Raw genomic sequence first — 17,370 nt, forward strand, 5'->3', positions numbered from 1 at the left:
CTTTGCAATTTCAGAAAGAAAGTTATTCTCTTAATCGTACTCCCTTACAAACCGAAGGAACGAAGAAGATGGGTAAAATTTACGAAGACAATACAACCACCATTGGCAACACTCCTCTTGTACGCCTAAATCGCGTATCTAACGGAAAAGTGTTGGTTAAAATTGAAGCACGTAATCCTAGCTTCAGCGTCAAATGCCGTATCGGTGCAAACATGATTTGGGATGCCGAGAAAAAAGGTACACTGAAGCCAGGTATTGAGCTCGTAGAGCCAACCAGTGGTAACACGGGTATCGCATTGGCATATGTTGCAGCAGCTCGTGGTTACAAACTCACGCTGACTATGCCTGAATCTATGAGCCTTGAGCGTCGTAAGTTGCTTAAAGCGCTAGGCGCAAACCTTGTGCTAACCGAAGCCGCTAAAGGCATGAAAGGCGCGATTGCAAAAGCGGAAGAAATTGTTGCTACTGACCCAGCAAAATACTTGTTGCTACAACAGTTTGACAACCCTGCAAACCCAGAGATCCACGAAAAGACTACAGGTCCTGAGATTTGGGAAGACACAGAAGGCGAAATCGATGTATTCGTCGCGGGTGTTGGCACGGGTGGTACGCTAACAGGTGTTAGCCGTTTCATTAAAAACACCAAAGGCAAAGCAATCACAACCGTTGCTGTAGAACCCGCTGAGTCTCCAGTTATCACTCAAACGGTTAACGGTGATGATGTACAACCAGCCCCTCACAAAATTCAAGGCATTGGCGCAGGCTTTGTACCTGGCAACCTTGATTTGTCTTTGATTGACAAGACAGTATTGGTGACGTCTGACGAAGCGATCACTATGGCACGTCGTCTGATGGAAGAAGAAGGTATTCTGGCAGGAATTTCTTCAGGTGCAGCCGTTGTTGCTGCCAATAAAATTGCCGAATTGCCTGAGTTTGCAGACAAAAACATCGTAACAATACTACCAAGCTCTGGTGAGCGTTACCTAAGTACTGCATTGTTTGCTGGCATCTTTACAGAGCTAGAAAACCAACAATAATCAGTACTCTTGCTTCAAACACAATCGTACTGTCGATAACAAAAAAGCCCTAACAGGGCTTTTTTATTTGATTTTTACAGCCCGCTCTAGTAAAAATTCCCCGCCTTTTATTTTCCAGCTCGAATTTAATCCTCGACTCGATAGTGAGTCAGGTATCGATTTGCGGAAAAATGTCACAAAAAATTGACTTGGATTAAGCTAGGGCATGTAAATCTTGGTTAGTTTAACGTCCATTGATAGCCAAAACTTGCTATACGGTTTAAGCTATCCACAGATTTAATACATAAACCTAAATAAATAATGTACCGGGGTAAAACATGTATCAAAAGCAAGTAGAAATCACTGCTGAAAACGGTCTGCACACTCGTCCTGCTGCTCAGTTTGTTAAAGAAGCAAAAAGCTTTGAAGCAAAAATCACTGTTGAATCTGGTGGCAAAGAAGCTAGCGCGACTAGCCTTTTCAAACTGCAAACTCTAGGTCTAACTAAAGGTACTGTGGTTACTATCAAAGCTGAAGGTGCACAAGCTCAAGAAGCCGTTGATCACCTAGTTAAGCTAATGGACGAGCTGGAATAATCCGGCTCTTTTTCTTTCCATTAGTATTTCAATTGATCAAATGTAAGGTAAGGCTATGATTTCAGGTATCCTGGCATCTCCTGGTATTGCTTTTGGCAAAGCGCTGCTACTTCAAGAAGATGACATCGTCATCAACAAAAACCCGCTTCCAGCTGACCAGCTAGACGCGCAAATCAAGCGCCTTTACGAAGCGCGCGAACTATCTAAACAGCAACTTGAAGTGATTAAAGAAAAAGCTCTTGCGACTTTCGGTGAAGAGAAAGAAGCAATCTTTGAAGGTCACATCATGCTGCTTGAAGATGAAGAGCTAGAAGAAGAAATCATAGCTTTCATCAAAGACAACAACGCTTCTGTTGAATACGCAATCTATAGCGTGATTGAAGAACAAGCGGTAACGCTTGAGTCTTTGGATGACGAATACCTAAAAGAGCGCGCAACAGATGTACGTGATATTGGCTCTCGTTTTATTAAAAACGCATTGGGTATCAGTATCGTGTCTTTGAGCGCTATCAACGAAGAAGTTATCTTGGTTGCTAATGACCTGACTCCTTCTGAAACTGCGCAAATCAACCTCGATTATGTTCTAGGCTTCATTACAGATATCGGCGGTCGTACTTCACACACCTCTATCATGGCACGTTCACTAGAATTGCCTGCAATCGTTGGTACTAACGATATCACCAAACGTGTGAACAACGGCGACATGCTGGTGCTTGATGCAATCAACAACAAGATTGTTATCAACCCAAGTAACGAAGAGCTAAGCAAATTCAAAGCGATCCGCGACGAATTCATCGCAGAGAAAGAAGAGCTAGCAAAACTGAAAGATTTGCCAGCAATCACTCTTGATGGTCACCAAGTCGAAGTTTGCGGCAATATCGGTACAGTGAAAGACTGTGACGGTATCAACCGTAACGGCGGTGAAGGTGTTGGTCTGTACCGCACCGAATTCCTGTTCATGGATCGTGATGCACTGCCTACTGAAGAAGAGCAGTACAAAGCATATAAAGACGTTGCCTTGGCAATGCAAGGTCACCCAATCATTATCCGTACTATGGATATCGGTGGTGACAAAGATCTTCCGTACATGGATTTGCCAAAAGAAATGAACCCGTTCCTAGGCTGGCGTGCAATTCGCATCAGCTTGGACCGCCGTGAAATTCTTCGCGACCAGCTTCGTGCAATCCTACGTGCATCTGCACACGGCAAACTACGCGTGATGTTCCCAATGATCATCTCTGTAGAAGAAATCCGTGAGCTGAAGAAAGCAATTGAAGAATACAAAGTTGAGCTTCGTGCTGAAGGCCATGCTTTTGACGAGAACATCGAAATCGGTGTAATGGTTGAAACGCCAGCAGCTGCAGCGATTGCTCACCACCTAGCAAAAGAAGTTGCATTCTTTAGCATTGGTACAAACGACTTAACCCAGTATACTCTTGCGGTTGACCGTGGTAACGAGATGATCTCGCACCTATACAATCCATTGTCTCCAGCTGTATTGACCGTTATCAAGCAAGTCATTGACGCTTCTCACAAAGAAGGCAAGTGGACTGGCATGTGTGGCGAACTTGCAGGTGATGAGCGCGCGACACTGTTGCTAATGGGTATGGGTCTAGATGAGTTCAGCATGAGCGGCATCTCAATCCCACGCATCAAGAAAATTATCCGTAATGCTAACTTTGCTGATGTTAAAGCGATGGCAGAAGAAGCATTGGCAATGCCTACCGCAGATGAAATCACTGCACACGTAGAAAAATTCATTGCCGAGAAAACTGTCTGCTAGAATACGGCAGCAAAGTATTGATAACGCTTAGGAGCAAACACTATGGGTCTGTTTGACAAACTGAAGAAGCTGGTTTCTGACGACAGCAGCGATGCAGGTGTGATTGAAATCATGGCACCACTTTCTGGTGAAATCGTAAACATCGAAGATGTGCCAGATGTTGTTTTCGCAGAAAAAATAGTTGGTGACGGTATCGCAATCAAACCAACTGGCGACAAAATGGTTGCACCAGTTAACGGTACCATTGGTAAGATTTTCGAAACTAACCACGCTTTCTCAATCGAATCTGAAGACGGCATCGAAATGTTCGTTCACTTCGGCATCGACACTGTTGAGCTAAAAGGTGAAGGCTTCAAGCGTATCGCTGAAGAAGGTCAAACTGTTAAAGTTGGCGACCCGATCATCGAATTCGATCTAGCTATGCTAGAAGAAAAAGCGAAGTCTACCCTGACACCTGTTGTTATTTCTAACATGGACGAAATCAAAGAGCTGAACAAGCTTTCTGGTTCTGTTGTTGTTGGTCAAACACCAGTACTACGCATCAAGAAGTAATTCTTACTGTGTAGCAAAAAGCGCAGCCTCGGCTGCGCTTTTTTGTATGTGTCGTTTTATGCCCGCTCAGCCATATTCAGCTCGCTTTCGTTACGCGTCCAAACCTCGGCATTACCGCCACAAACATTAATTACGCGCTAAAAAGCTCATGCGTAAACGCATGAGAGAAACTCTGCTGTTGTCTGATGTACTGCTGACGATATTGCGTTGGAGTCATCCCTGCTAGTCTTTTAAACAGGCGGCAAAAGTAATCCGCATCCACAAACCCACTTTCTAATGCGACCTGTTTAACTCGCAATCCTTTTTCAATAAGAAGGTGCTGGGCATGGGCAAAACGCTCTCGGTTAATGTACTCGTTAAACCCGATATCGCTATGCTGTTGAAACAGGTGAGAAAGGTAACTCGATGAAATGCAAAAGTGCTCTGCAACCGACTCACGGCAAATCGACTCATGAAAATGACAACGCATGTAAGTCAAAATTTGATGGAAGAGCTGCTTTTGTTTCGACACATCCGAGGCATTGGCGCTTAGCGTGCTAGAAATCGCCCGTAGCAACACATCAAGCTTCACATCACCCAATCCCTTCACTTCAGACGTCAAGCCAAACAGCAAAGCATTCAGAGATGTCAGTGGCATAGCCCATTTTGCCAAACTAATGCAACGACCATCTTGCCAATGGTTATAACTCAACCCGAGCTTTTCGCCACGGCAGCAGATGCTCAAGGTGTTGGCCTCATCAGCATACGGTAGATTCCAACCATGAGCCGCAACGCGAAGCACGTCGCCGGGCAACATACGCATCAAGCCTCGCTCACCACTCCCTTGGCTGTATATCATGTCCACAGCCCCTTCAACGACGATCTCCACCCTTTCTTTAGGCGTACACCAGGCCAACAGCGGCATATCACTGCATGGCAATGCGTGATGACATTCAGTATTTAGCTTTCCATCTAGACGACCTGCGATGTCAAAAAGCACCAAATAGGAAAATGTATCGATCTGGGTAGTCGTGTTAAGCATGGGGCACTCTCACTATTAGATGTGAAAATTCATTCACCAGAATAGAAAACATCCTGAATACGGTGAAAAAATTTACAGCTTTCTGAGAATATTTCCATGATGAAGTGCACCCTTTAACTGTAAATATTTACAACAAAATGACTAATATGCGCTCAATCACAGTCTTAAAGTGGAAATATTTTCATCATTCTCCTGCCAAATCCCTATTTGAAGGTCGTAGAAGGAGAACCTCATGACCAAAAATGTTGTTGCGATTACCGCCTGTGCTGCTGGTATTGCGCACACTTACATGGCAGCTGAAGCCCTTGAGCAAGCTGGCAAAGAACACAATTTTTTTGTGAAGGTTGAAACTCAAGGTTCAATCGGTGCGCAAAACATCCTGACAGAACAAGAGATCAACGATGCAGAGTTGGTGATCATTGCCTCTGACATTGAAATTGATCTTGCGCGCTTTGCAGGAAAACGTGTTTACAAGGCGCGTCCAAAAGCCGCGATTCGCGACGCAATGGCACTCATTAAAGAAGCTGAAGAAAACGCGACTGTCTTTGGTGCGAAAGGCACAAAAGTGGGTAACGTGACCTTGGGTAAAACCACAGAAAACGGTTTTGTTCAGCACATCATGAGCGGTATCTCTTACATGGTGCCTATGGTTATTGCAGCAGGCTTACTGTTGGCCATTGCAAATATCTTCGCCTTCCAGCGTGATGATTTAGGCCGCATGGTCGCATGGGGTTTTGACCAAACCGAACCGCTCGGTTACTTCATGGCGCACCTGTTCAAAGTGGGTCAAATAGGCTTCCTTCTGATGATCCCATTGTTTGCTGGTTTTGTAGCAAACTCCATCGCGGATCGCCCTGCGATTGCTCCCGCTATGCTGGGTGCATACATGGCAAACGACCCAGCATTCTTAGGCACTGACGCAGGCGGCGGCTTCCTATCAGCCATCCTTGTTGCTTTCCTTGTTGGCTACTTCGTGAAGTACCTAAAGAAAATCAAATGGCCGAAACTGCTTCAACCGCTTGTGCCGATCATGATCATTCCGTTGATCGCGACCTTCTTCATTACCGTTGTGGTGTTGTACTTCATTGGTCAACCTATCGCGGGTGCCATGAGTGCACTGTATGAAGGCCTAAACTGGCTAACCAACACGTATGGCGCATCTACCTTCATCATCGGTGCCATTATCGGTGCCATGATCGGCTTCGATTTCGGTGGCCCAGTGAACAAAACCGCACTGATTTTCGGTACGGCTGTGTGGACTGACACCGTTGCAAAATACGGCATTGAAGGTGCTAACTTCGTTCCAGGCACCGCGGCACAAGCTGCAATATCTGTTGCGCCACTCGGTATCTTCTTGGCGTCAAAACTGTTCAAAAACCGCTTCTCTGACACTGAAAAAGTTTCTGCAAACTCTGCATTCGGTATGGGTATTGTCGGGGTCACTGAAGGCGCGATTCCGTTCGCTGCAGCAAACCCTGTTCAAATCATCACCGCCAGTGTTGCAGGTTCAGCCCTAGCCGGTGGCCTTGTTGGCTACTTGGACGTGAAATTCTACGGCGGTATCGGTTCTCCGTTGGGTACGTTCATTGGCTATATCGAGCAGCCTATTCCTTTCGTGACATGGATTGCTTGTACCTTCGCCGGTATCGCGACCACAGCCATGATTATCGGATTCTGGCGTCGTCCTTCTAAACAGCCTATCGCTGATGCAAAAGAAACGGGCGCAGCATCAACCCCCATGCAACAGGAAACAGCCACACCCGCTGTTGCCACTTCAACCGCAGTGAATGGATAAATCTGATGAGCAACGTATTTAACGTCGAGCATATTCTGACTGACGCCCACTCAACCTCTCAGCAACAAGCGTTTCAGTTCATTGCTGAACACGCTCATCAACTGGGTTATATCGACAGCGTTGATGGCTTTACCAGCGGATTACAAGCGCGTGAGGCGCATGACAGCACGGGGTTTCTTGGCGGAATAGCCATACCGCACTGCAAGTCTTGCCATGTGAAAACACCCGCTATTTTTGTGGTGCACTTTGCTCATCCTATCGAATGGGAAACCATGGACGATAAGCCTGTCACCACAGCAGTGTCATTAGCGATACCGGAGTCAGGCGCAGAAGAAAGCTTAGTGATGCTCACTAAGTTATCCCGCGCCATGATGAAACCCGATATTCGAAATACGCTGCAGCAGAACAACGCGCAAGCCATTTTAGACACCATTCAACACGTGATTGCGTGAGTTTACATATCCAATGACATGAAGGTGTTGCTCGCAGAGCTGCACCTTCACATTCGACGGATCGCATTCCAAAGCGGACAGGTTTATGAAAAAACAACTGCATGTTATCTCCCATACTCATTGGGATTTTGAGTGGTATTTCTCCGCTCATGAATCGCTCATTCAATTGATCTATCACCTCGAAGAAGTGATGGACGCGCTCGAAAAGGGCGAAGTAGACAACTACTACTTGGACGGGCAACTGAGCATCGTAGAGGACTATTTATCGGCCTGCCCGCAACACAAAGAACGCTTTTGTCATCTGGTCGAAAGCGGAAAACTGAAAATTGGTCCTTGGTATAGCCAAACCGATCAATTGATTATTTCCGGTGAATCCATCATCCGAAACCTGCAACTGGGTATTCGCCTTGGTGAATCACTTGGCAGCTGTGAAATGCTTGGCTATGTGCCGGATTCTTTCGGTCAAAGCATGGACATGCCGAAGATTTATAACGGCGTGGGCATTGATAAGACGGTGTTTTGGCGTGGGCTTTCTACGGATGTTTATCCGCACCGAGAAGGCCAATGGCAAAGTGAAGACGGTAGCCATGTGCTTTTCTATAACATCAAAGATGGCTATTACGTGGGCGGGCAACTGATCTATTCCGACAATGCTATCTCGCTAACTAACCAAGTCGAGAAAGACTGCCTGAGCCATCATGTCGCCCTGCCATTGGGTGGCGACCAACGCTTCGTTGATCGCAATGTCAAAGAACGCATTGCGCTGTTTAATCAAAAGCTGGCAGACGCCAACATCGATAGCCAATTAATTGAAAGCAGCTACGACGCACTGTTTGCCTCGCTTGCCGAGCAAGATCTGCCAATGGACACATTGAGCGGCGAAATGATCGATGGGCAAGTATCGAAAATCCACCGTTCCATTTACTCTTCACGCGCTGATCATAAGCGCCTGAACGATATGCTTGAGCGACGTATCACCCTTGAGCTTGAGCCCCTTATGGCGCTGGCCACCCGTTATGGTATCGGCTATCAGCCTGAACTCATTAATAACCTTTGGCGCACCATGACCCGCAATCATGCCCACGACAGTGCCGGAGGTTGCAACACGGACAAAACCAACAAGATCATCGTTGAGCGCTTTGAACAAGTTGATCAAACATCAAGTGCAGCGCGAGACTATTTGGTACGCAAACTGGCGGATTCTCAACCTGAACTCGATAACGGCACGCGCCTGACCTTGTTCAATACCCTGCCCGTCTCACGAGAGCAGGTTCAAGACATCACGCTTTCAACCAAATCGCCGCAATTCACACTAAGCACCTTAGCGGGTGAGAACGTAGCATTTGATGTAACTGCACAAACCCAACACTACAACGGCAGCATTCAACGCAATCCCGAAGACAATGACCCGAATGGCTACTACTACCAAACCGACATCGCCGTTCAATATGCGCTTCCCGCATTAGGTTTCACGTCTCTCGTGATTCAAGAAGTGGCAGAAAAAGATGCGTTAGTGCTACCCACGGTTCTTGGGAAACACATCGAAAATGATCGATACCGTATCGACTATCAAAACGGCGAATTGAACCTTACTGACAAGCAAACAGGCCAGCATTGGCCGCAAGCCTTCACGTTGCGTGATGGCGGCGATGATGGCGATACCTACGACTACTCGCCCCCTGAAAATGATTGGGTGATCACCCTGTCATTCAGTCACGCAGAATGCACGACACAATCCGGTCAATGTAAGCAACAAATGACCTTGAAAGGCACGTGGTTGCTACCAGAAAACTTAGAAGCTCGTGCTCAGGGCTTCCGAGACACCGTTTGCGAGTACACCGTGAACGTGACGCTCACCAACGATGAACAGCCTTTGCAGATCGATGTCACCATCGACAATCAAGCCGACGATCATCGCCTCCAGCTCGTCATTAACAGCCCAATCAAAGCGAAAGAAAGCATTGCAGATACACCCTTTGGCTTTGCGCGTCGCCCCCTGTTCCAAGCTCAGTTGGCGGATTGGCGCGAGCGCGGCTGGAAAGAAGAGCCTTGCGGGATTTACCCGATGATCAACTACGCCAACCTGCACGATGAGCAAACCAGTTTGACGGTGTTCGCCCAAGGCATAAAAGAGTATGAAGTGCTTATCGAGAGCGCGGAACAGCCAAGCGGCACGCTCGCCCTCACGCTTTTCCGTGGCGTTGGCTGGTTAGGCAAACCTGATCTTCTGCGTCGCCCTGGGATTGCATCGGGTCAGCAGTTTAAATACATCCCGACACCTGATAGCCAGATGAAAGGCCACCAGCACATCACACTGGGACTACACATTGAACCGAGCTTCTCGCCAGCAACTGCTGTGCAGCAATGGCAAACGTGGAGTGTGAATACGCCTTACTATCAATCGCAAACGCTCAATCAGTTCACCAATACCTTGAAGTATTTTGTCATGCATCCGCTCGACACTGCCGTTAAGGATGATGACAGCCTGTTTGCCCTTGATGCACCGCAACTTGTGTGTAGCAGCGTGCAATTCGACAACAACGCCATTTGTGTACGTCTTTTCAATCCATCGGAATACAGCATTGAGAACACAGGCACACTCACCGTCGAGCACGCAACAATCAAACACGCCGCCGAGACCAACTTGCTGCTCGATACCCTGAATACCTTGGTGGTTGATGGCAATGTGATTCAACTTGGCGACTTCAGTGCGAAGCAAATCCGCACCATTAAGATCACGCTTGATTAAGAGGAGCGTTCGCCCTACGGTAGTGGGGCGAATGATTGATGGCCTATGGTACTGATGAACAAAGATATTGGATTGCTGTTTGAATATGCACGGAGCAAATTCACCACTACCGACAATAAGATTGCGGACTATTTTCTCGCACGTCGCCCTGTCAAAACCATTGAAGAACTGGCCACGGACATTGGTGTGTCCACGGCTTCCATTACACGCTTTTGTCAAAAGATTGGCCTGAATAATCTCAAAGAATTCCTGTTTCTTTATCAAGAGCAATTGGACAGCGCAAATCCCCTCTCCAAACCTGAAAACGATGGACTGCATCAAGATTACTTCGATGTTTTACAGCAGCTAAAACACTGCCTAGATACCGATGTGATCGACCAAATCACCCACGCCATTGCAAGGCATCAAATCATCCATGTTTTCGGCACAGGGTTCAGTGCACTCGCGGGGGCGGATTTCAAATTCCGCTTTGGACGACTTGGTAAATTTGTGGAAGTGGTACAAGACACTAATTCTATGCAGATGTACCAAGATATTCTGACCACCGACAACCTTGTCATCGTACTCAGTTTAAATGCACAGAACGACGACATGGCTAAAGTGGTGAAAAACCTGACACGTCGCGGCATTGAAACCTATCTAATTTCGGCGAATCCTAAGTCAAAGATGTCACAGTCAGCAACCGCCACCCTGCTCACCGCCTCGCTACACGGTGAAGAGCGGACAGGCATGATTTCTGCGCAACTGCCCATGCTGATGGCCATCGATCATCTCTATTATCACTATGTGTCGCTGGACCGAAAGACGATCAAAAATTGGGTGTCGACCGAAGCACCATTTGGGAAGTAAGCTACGTTAACGCCTACAACTCTCAAGTTCTAAGTTCTAAGTTCTAAGCACTAAACAAAACAAAGCCGCTTGCATAAGCGGCTTTGTTGATTTGGGTTTGGTATCGCACTTATCGCGTGAAGATCACTTCCGCTTGACGCTCCTCAGGCTTGTCCATGCCCGTCTGCCAGAACCAATAGGTAATATTACCCGGACAGTTCAGGCTCACCACTTTATGGTTACCGTGACTGTCAATCGCATGAATGGTAACGCCTTCGGTATATCCGTCTTTCAGGTAATCCAAGTCTTTAATTGCCTCATAAACGGCTTCATCCAAACTCATGCCCATTTTCATGTAAAGCACCACGGCATGTGCCGTCGAACAGCGAATACTCATCTCACCGGTATGTGTACAGGCACAGGCACCGTAGCGGCTGTCAGCATATGAACCCGCACCGATAATTGGGCTGTCACCCAAACGGCCCGGGTATTTCCACGCCCAACCAGAGGTAGACGTCGCCGCGCTGATTTTCTCATTGCTGTCACTACACAAGAACACAGTCGTATCGCGCACGCGCTCAGGATCTGTCGCATTGTTAGAAAGCGGAGCCAATGGAACATTAGGGAACGCCGCTTGCTGCTCTGGGGTCATCGCAGCTTCAAGTTTTTCCCACCAAACTTGCTTGGAATCCTCAATCAGGTTTTCACCTGCCACAGCGCCAATTTCATTGGCAAAAATGCCCGCACCTTCACCAACAAGAATCTCGTGATTCAAGTCTGTCATGACGCTATACGCCACTTCTACCGGATGCATGTAGCCTTTCAGTGCACCTACCGCACCAGTGCGCAGGTTGTCACCATCCATCACGGACGCATCCAGCTCCATATCACCCAGCACGTTTGGCCAACCGCCATAACCCACCGTGCGCACGCGTGGGTCAAGTTCGACTAATTTAATCCCTTCAACCAAAGAGCGAAGCCCTTCCTCACCCGCTTGCAGACGGCGAGCAGATTCTTCAATACCTGGGTAGGCTTCTGAGTTGGCGAGCAAAATCATGGGGTTTTCCTTATTTATCATTATTAGTATGAGAAGCAATGTGTTGGCAAAGTGCGGTTAGCAAAAATGTGCCATAACCAGACGCCGCTTTCGGATAGATCTTGCGGTGCGTCATACCAAGAGACATCGCCGCAGAATCGATATGAATCCATTTTTGCTCTGGCGCTACAAAGTGATTGAGGAAAGTCGCTGCCACACTCGCACCAGCATCGCCATCTTCACTGCCATGGCGAACATCGGCGAAGTCGCTTTTCAGCGATGCTTCATAAAGATCGGTACTAATAGGCATTTCCCACAAAGGCTCAGAGCAGCTATGACCCGCCGCTTTTGCCAGCATTTTCAACTCATCACTGTTCCCCATCAAAGATGCATAGGCTTTGCCCAACGATACGCCCGTCGCGCCAGTCAGTGTCGCAATATCAATGAGGTAATCAGGCTTAAAGGTCTGCTGTGCGTAGTGCATCACATCTGCCAGCACCATGCGGCCTTCCGCGTCGGTCGAGATAATTTCGACACTTTTTCCAGACAACATGGTGACCACATCACCCGGCTTAATTGCACAGCCTGATGGCATGTTTTCCACCAAACCACACAGACCAACCACACGAACTGGAAGCTGCAATTGCGCGATTGCATTCAAAGCGCCAACAACCGCCGCCGCGCCGCCCATATCCACCTTCATGGTGCTCATACGCAATTGGCCTTTAATGCTTATACCGCCGGTATCAAAGGTGACCCCTTTGCCGACCAATGCAATCGTGGTTTGTGCGCCTTCAGGGTGATAGTCCAAACACAGCATGCGACCGTCTCGATCACTGCCTTGAGAGATACCAACCAGACCACCAAAGCCTTTCTCACGCATTTCTGCTTCGGTCAGAAACGACAAGGCTGTGTTTTCCATCGGCAGATCTTGCACTGCACTGACGAAGGACTCGGGATAAATTACATTACCGGGTTTGTTCACCAGTTCTCGAGCAATAAGCTGACTCTGCGCCAAAATTTGCCCTTCAAAAAACGCAGTGGCTAACGTCGTCTCATCGGTTTTCAGCTCAAACGCATTGATGCTAGGTTCAAGGTGAAAGCTGTCTCTGTGCTTGTAATCGTAAGACGATAACGCCAGCCCTAACGACAGCCACTTAACCCAAACTTCAGGGGTGTGAAGAAATAGCACCTCATCATCGATGTGAAGCTCAAGGGTTTGTGCTCGCTTAAACGTCGACGCTAACAAGTAGCCTATGTCTTGCAGGTCTGCGACAGAAAACGTCGCCTTCTTGATCTCGCTGTTGAACCCATCAATGTCCTGATTGAGATCCAGTGAGTTGCCTTTGCCCAAGACCAAATGCAACGTTCTTGTCAGTTGGCACTCGGTATCTTTAACGCGAATAAACGCTAATTGAAACATCCTGATTTCCTCTGTTGTTATCGGGTACTAGTCGAAGAGATAACAACGTACAAAGTGGTTTTCTGATAATTGGGTAATAGGAGGCAAAGCTTCCTTACACTTGGCGGTGGCATGTAGACACCGACCTGCAAACGGACAGCCCACACTGTCAGGTGTCCAAAGCGGTATCTCTCCGCGATTGCCTTTGAGTTTTTCGTGAATCGATTTATTTGGATCGGGCACCGCTGACACCAGCAGTTGGGTATAAGGGTGTTGCGGATCGTGGATGATTTGCTCTACATCGCCCCACTCAACCATATGACCGACATACATGACCGCCAAGTCTTCGGCGATGTAGCGGGCCGTCGCAATATCGTGAGTGATATAAAGTAGCGCCATTTCGCGCTCTACCTTCATCTCTTCCATCAGGTTCAAAACACCTGCACGAATCGAAACATCCAGCATAGACGTTGGCTCATCGGCCAATACGACTTCTGCTCCTACCGCAATATTTCTCGCCAAATTGACACGTTGGCGCTGCCCACCCGATAACTGATGCGGGTATTTAGCGGCAGTCTCTTTGGGTGGCGTCAGGCCAACTTGCTGTAAGAGGTCATAAACCATTTCCTCAAGTGCTTTTTTGTCCCGGCTGTCCACTTTGTTATGGATACAAAGTGGACGAGCGATGTGATGAAAAATCGTGTGTGTCGGATTTAGCGAACCAAATGGGTCTTGCCATACCATCTGTACTCCCTGACGATAGAGCATCAGATCATCACGCTTAGTAATCGACTGAATATCACGCCCGAAGTACTCAATGCTCCCACCTGTTGGCGGGTACATCTTGGCAATCATTTTTGCGGTTGTGGACTTACCCGAACCCGACTCTCCCACTACCGCTAAACCGCGGCCTTTGTACATTCTGAAAGAGACGTCATTAATGGCGCGCATCTTCGATTTCTGAAGCGAATTACTGCTAACGGCAAAATCTTTGATGAGGTTTTTACCCTCAATAATGAGCTTTCCTGTTGGTTTACTCATAAGTATCTCCTCACCCCTTAACCGTTGGCGAAGTAAACAAATGACAGTTTGAAAAACGCCCCGGCTCAATCAATTTCAACGCTGTAGATTGACTAAAACAGCTCGATTGCGTTTTCGCGCAGCGCGCTTGAAAACGGCAACCAGTCGGGATATCAAACAAATTCAATGGGCTACCTGGAATGCCTTTCAACTGGGTTTTAGGGCCTGTTAATGACGGGAATGAACTCCCCAACCCTTCGGTGTATGGGTGAAAAGGTGTCGTCAGGATCTGTTTTGATGGCGCGACTTCAATCAATTCGCCCGCATACATAATGCCGATGCGATCTGAGAACTCGACCATCAGTGAAAGATCATGCGTGATGAACAAAATGGAGAAGCCAAACTCCTCTTTCAGCGCATGGATTTTTTGCAAAATCTCACGCTGAACCACAACATCCAGTGCTGTTGTCGGCTCATCCATAATGATCATCTTAGGGTTGAGGGCTAAGGCAATGGCGATAACCAAACGCTGACGCATGCCACCCGAGAATTGATGCGGATAGTCGGTCAAGCGGCTCGGGTGAATATCGACAATCTCCAACAAACCTTCTGCGCGTCGCTTAGCCTGCTCTCGAGTAAAATCGGTATGGCGCATGATCACGTCGCAAAACTGCTCTTCCATGGTCAATACTGGGTTTAACGCGTTCATGGCACTTTGAAATACCATAGACACTTCTTTCCAGCGGAAATGCGACATTGCCTGTTCGGATTTCTTCAGTAAGTCGCCATGGCCTTCAAAAAAGACTTCGCCCTTTGAGATATATGCCGGTGGCTTGTGCAGGCGCATCAGTGAAAATGCCACCGTAGACTTACCGCAGCCTGACTCTCCCGCCAAACCAAACACTTCACCTTTACCAATATCAAAACTAACGTCATTCACCGCGCGTACATCACCCGCATCGGTGATGTAGTCCACGCACAAATTGCGTATCGAGATTTGAGGTGTTGTCATGAGTGCGATCCTTCTTCAAACACTGGGCGTTTTGCGTGATCTGCCGATTTTTCCCATTTATTGCGTTTCTTCCAAAGGCGAAAACCTTTCTGTGAACGCAGTTGTGGGTTGGCTATTTCATCGACGGCGAAGTTAAGAAGCGACAGACCCACCGCTATCATGGTCAACGCAAAACAAGGCGCCAAAATTTCCCACCATGCGCCAATCAACATGGATGAAGAGGTTTGAACGTTGTAGAGCATGACACCCCAACTGATGGAGTTAGGATCCCCCAAGCCAAGGAAGGACAGGCTGGCCTCAGTCATGATCGCGAGCAATACACAACCAATGAAGCTAGCACCGAGAATTGACATTAGGTTTGGTAAGATTTCCACGGCAATAATGCGCCACGTTTTCTCACCCAACACTTCAGCGGCACGCACGAATTCTTTCTCTCGTACCGATAACGTTTGGGCTCGAACCACCCTTGCACCCCACGCCCAGGAGGTGATCGCTATCACCACCGCAATTGTCGCGGGGCCCGCCTCGCCGATAAACGCGGCAATGATAAAGAGCAACGGTAACTGCGGTACCACCAACATGATGTTCATGGCAGCCGACAAGTAGTCATCAATCTTACCGCCGAAATAACCCGCCGTTACGCCAATCGCTGTCGCCAAAAAGCACACCAGTACACCAGCTCCAATACCGACTGCCAATGATGTTCTTGCGCCATAAACCAACTGTGACCAAACATCTCGTCCCATTCGTGAGGTGCCAAGCACATGATCAGCCCCTTCAGACATCATCAAACGACGAGGGTTATTCGCGAGGTTTTTCGCTATCCAGCCATCAGGGTTTTCCTGTGCCGCTTTGACAATGAACGCAGGATATTCATGAGGGTTACCCGTGCCCACATCAGGCGCGTGTTTGGTAATGACAGGCGCGAAGATGGCAACCAATGCAAAAATAATGAGGATAATAAGACCAGCAAGAGACTTCTTATTCCCAATGAGTAGGGTCATTAACGCTTTCATGATTATTTACCTCCCTTGCGCAAGCGAGGATCGAGGTAAACGATCATCAGGTCTGCCAAGAAGTTGAAGAACAACATAAACATGGTCATAAGAAGAAGCTGACCTTGAAGCACTTGGTAATCACGCGCATGAATGGCATTCAGCAAAACCGTGCCAAGCCCTGGGTAGTTGAAAATCATTTCTACAATCAACTGACCACTGATAGCCGAACCCAGCGCCATAGACAAAGCGGTGACACTTGGCAGCATGGAGTTACGGGCGGCGTAATTGAACACAACACGGTTTTCACTCAACCCTTTGGCTTTTGCCATGGTAATGAAGTCTTCATTGAGCAAATTGATCATGTTGTTACGCATGCTGATGAGGAAGCCACCAATCTGGGCAATCGTGGCACAAAACAGAGGTAAGACCGCGTGGTAGGCAACGTCTTTGTAGAACGCCCAGCTACCCCAGTCGGGATGAGAACCCACGGTATAAGCGTTACCTGAGGGGAACCACTCAAGACCTATCGCAAAGGTGTAAAGCACCAACATGGCGACAACCACTGACGGAATAGATTGCACCACCAACATGCTTGGCGATATGAAGGAGTCGTAGTGACTGCCTCGACGCCATGCGGCAAAAATACCGAGCACTGATCCAATACAGAAAGCCAGAACAATCGCAGAGCCTGTCAAAAACAATGACCACCCAACCGCACTCCCCAACAGTTCGTTCACCGTAATGGGAAAGTACTTAATGGAAATACCCCAATTACCGGTGAAGATATTGGCTAAATAAGATAAATACTGCTGTGGCAACGGCGCATCAACGAACCCTAGAAGCTTCTTCATGGATTCGATACGCTCTGGCGTGACTTCCGCCGTTGCATTCGCAAACATCATGGTGACAGGGTCGCCCGGCATCGCGCGAGGGAGAATGAAATTCAATGTGGCGGCAAAAATCAACGCCATAAAATAAAATGAAAGTCGTCGAAGAAAAAAGGCCATACCTTATCCTCAGATACAGTTAACCCTGCGCATATAAAAACAGGCTTACCCATTTTTATGACGCTTAGAGGTGTTAATTAACGAAAATAAGGAGCGCACTCGA

General features: G+C 47.8%; 15 protein-coding genes. 8 read left to right on the forward strand and 7 right to left on the reverse strand.

Annotated elements, in window-relative coordinates:
* The first annotated feature begins 68 nt into the window (after positions 1-68).
* The 4 genes from cysK to crr all read left to right on the forward strand — a co-directional run bounded on the left by cysK (position 69) and on the right by crr (position 3,947).
* Entirely contained in the window at positions 69-1,037 is a 969-nt protein-coding gene (cysK, locus tag LRP50_RS05340) for a cysteine synthase A (RefSeq protein WP_274163450.1), read from the forward strand.
* Between the two features lie 317 nt (positions 1,038-1,354).
* Complete coding sequence (locus tag LRP50_RS05345; RefSeq protein ID WP_274163451.1) at positions 1,355-1,612, forward strand: HPr family phosphocarrier protein; 258 nt, start codon at positions 1,355-1,357, stop codon at positions 1,610-1,612.
* A gap of 55 nt (positions 1,613-1,667) precedes the next feature.
* Positions 1,668-3,395, forward strand: coding sequence for a phosphoenolpyruvate-protein phosphotransferase PtsI (gene ptsI, locus LRP50_RS05350; protein WP_274163452.1), 1,728 nt, complete (start codon positions 1,668-1,670; stop codon positions 3,393-3,395).
* Between the two features lie 42 nt (positions 3,396-3,437).
* Positions 3,438-3,947, forward strand: a complete 510-nt coding sequence (gene crr, locus LRP50_RS05355) for a PTS glucose transporter subunit IIA (RefSeq protein WP_017009306.1) — start codon at positions 3,438-3,440, stop codon at positions 3,945-3,947.
* Positions 3,948-4,077: 130 nt separating this feature from the next.
* On the opposite strand, the gene LRP50_RS05360 is transcribed toward crr, so the two are convergent.
* On the reverse strand, positions 4,078-4,968 hold the full coding sequence (locus tag LRP50_RS05360) for a helix-turn-helix transcriptional regulator (protein ID WP_274163453.1): 891 nt from the start codon (positions 4,966-4,968) through the stop codon (positions 4,078-4,080).
* 232 nt (positions 4,969-5,200) lie between these two features.
* Between LRP50_RS05360 and LRP50_RS05365 the strand changes: the two genes are divergently transcribed.
* The 4 genes from LRP50_RS05365 to LRP50_RS05380 all read left to right on the forward strand — a co-directional run bounded on the left by LRP50_RS05365 (position 5,201) and on the right by LRP50_RS05380 (position 10,813).
* A complete protein-coding gene (locus LRP50_RS05365; RefSeq protein WP_274163454.1) occupies positions 5,201-6,763 on the forward strand; it encodes a PTS fructose transporter subunit IIC in 1,563 nt (520 codons plus the stop codon).
* A gap of 5 nt (positions 6,764-6,768) precedes the next feature.
* A complete protein-coding gene (locus LRP50_RS05370) occupies positions 6,769-7,215 on the forward strand; it encodes a PTS sugar transporter subunit IIA (protein ID WP_274163455.1) in 447 nt (148 codons plus the stop codon).
* Positions 7,216-7,300: 85 nt separating this feature from the next.
* A complete protein-coding gene (locus LRP50_RS05375) occupies positions 7,301-9,964 on the forward strand; it encodes a glycoside hydrolase family 38 N-terminal domain-containing protein (RefSeq protein WP_274163456.1) in 2,664 nt (887 codons plus the stop codon).
* Positions 9,965-10,009: 45 nt separating this feature from the next.
* Positions 10,010-10,813 carry a MurR/RpiR family transcriptional regulator gene (locus tag LRP50_RS05380; protein WP_274163457.1) on the forward strand — a complete coding sequence of 268 codons (804 nt, stop codon included), beginning with the start codon at positions 10,010-10,012 and terminating at the stop codon, positions 10,811-10,813.
* Positions 10,814-10,922: 109 nt separating this feature from the next.
* Here LRP50_RS05380 and LRP50_RS05385 read toward each other — a convergent pair whose 3' ends face one another.
* Genes LRP50_RS05385 through LRP50_RS05410 form a run of 6 tightly spaced genes read right to left on the reverse strand, consistent with a single transcriptional unit; the run spans position 10,923 to position 17,267 of the window.
* Complete coding sequence (locus LRP50_RS05385; protein WP_274163458.1) at positions 10,923-11,849, reverse strand: glycosylasparaginase; 927 nt, start codon at positions 11,847-11,849, stop codon at positions 10,923-10,925.
* A gap of 10 nt (positions 11,850-11,859) precedes the next feature.
* Positions 11,860-13,251: a M17 family metallopeptidase gene (locus LRP50_RS05390; RefSeq protein ID WP_274163459.1), complete on the reverse strand. Its 1,392-nt coding sequence runs from the start codon at positions 13,249-13,251 to the stop codon at positions 11,860-11,862.
* Between the two features lie 27 nt (positions 13,252-13,278).
* A complete protein-coding gene (locus tag LRP50_RS05395) occupies positions 13,279-14,271 on the reverse strand; it encodes an ABC transporter ATP-binding protein (protein WP_274163460.1) in 993 nt (330 codons plus the stop codon).
* 10 nt (positions 14,272-14,281) lie between these two features.
* Positions 14,282-15,262, reverse strand: coding sequence for an ABC transporter ATP-binding protein (locus tag LRP50_RS05400; protein WP_274163461.1), 981 nt, complete (start codon positions 15,260-15,262; stop codon positions 14,282-14,284).
* Positions 15,259-16,278 (reverse strand): ABC transporter permease, encoded by a 1,020-nt coding sequence (locus tag LRP50_RS05405; RefSeq protein WP_274163462.1) that lies wholly within the window; start codon positions 16,276-16,278, stop codon positions 15,259-15,261. Before LRP50_RS05405 ends, LRP50_RS05400 begins: the two co-directional genes overlap by 4 nt.
* A gap of 2 nt (positions 16,279-16,280) precedes the next feature.
* The gene (locus LRP50_RS05410) at positions 16,281-17,267 is read right to left on the reverse strand and encodes an ABC transporter permease (protein WP_274163463.1); all 987 of its coding nucleotides are present in this window, start codon (positions 17,265-17,267) and stop codon (positions 16,281-16,283) included.
* Between the last annotated feature and the right edge of the window lie 103 nt (positions 17,268-17,370).

Origin of the sequence: Enterovibrio gelatinilyticus (assembly GCF_028683095.1) — a bacterium.
Lineage (GTDB): Bacteria > Pseudomonadota > Gammaproteobacteria > Enterobacterales > Vibrionaceae > Enterovibrio > Enterovibrio gelatinilyticus.

Bases quoted from the DNA above. Each gene is read 5' to 3' on its own strand.
- LRP50_RS05380 (WP_274163457.1), top strand. From the start codon at position 10,010: ATGGTACTGATGAACAAAGATATTGGATTGCTGTTTGAATATGCACGG.
- ptsI (WP_274163452.1), top strand. From the start codon at position 1,668: ATGATTTCAGGTATCCTGGCATCTCCTGGTATTGCTTTTGGCAAAGCG.
- crr (WP_017009306.1), top strand. From the start codon at position 3,438: ATGGGTCTGTTTGACAAACTGAAGAAGCTGGTTTCTGACGACAGCAGC.
- LRP50_RS05405 (WP_274163462.1), bottom strand. From the start codon at position 16,278: ATGAAAGCGTTAATGACCCTACTCATTGGGAATAAGAAGTCTCTTGCT.
- LRP50_RS05410 (WP_274163463.1), bottom strand. From the start codon at position 17,267: ATGGCCTTTTTTCTTCGACGACTTTCATTTTATTTTATGGCGTTGATT.
- LRP50_RS05345 (WP_274163451.1), top strand. From the start codon at position 1,355: ATGTATCAAAAGCAAGTAGAAATCACTGCTGAAAACGGTCTGCACACT.
- cysK (WP_274163450.1), top strand. From the start codon at position 69: ATGGGTAAAATTTACGAAGACAATACAACCACCATTGGCAACACTCCT.
- LRP50_RS05365 (WP_274163454.1), top strand. From the start codon at position 5,201: ATGACCAAAAATGTTGTTGCGATTACCGCCTGTGCTGCTGGTATTGCG.
- LRP50_RS05385 (WP_274163458.1), bottom strand. From the start codon at position 11,849: ATGATTTTGCTCGCCAACTCAGAAGCCTACCCAGGTATTGAAGAATCT.
- LRP50_RS05395 (WP_274163460.1), bottom strand. From the start codon at position 14,271: ATGAGTAAACCAACAGGAAAGCTCATTATTGAGGGTAAAAACCTCATC.
- LRP50_RS05370 (WP_274163455.1), top strand. From the start codon at position 6,769: ATGAGCAACGTATTTAACGTCGAGCATATTCTGACTGACGCCCACTCA.
- LRP50_RS05360 (WP_274163453.1), bottom strand. From the start codon at position 4,968: ATGCTTAACACGACTACCCAGATCGATACATTTTCCTATTTGGTGCTT.
- LRP50_RS05390 (WP_274163459.1), bottom strand. From the start codon at position 13,251: ATGTTTCAATTAGCGTTTATTCGCGTTAAAGATACCGAGTGCCAACTG.
- LRP50_RS05400 (WP_274163461.1), bottom strand. From the start codon at position 15,262: ATGACAACACCTCAAATCTCGATACGCAATTTGTGCGTGGACTACATC.
- LRP50_RS05375 (WP_274163456.1), top strand. From the start codon at position 7,301: ATGAAAAAACAACTGCATGTTATCTCCCATACTCATTGGGATTTTGAG.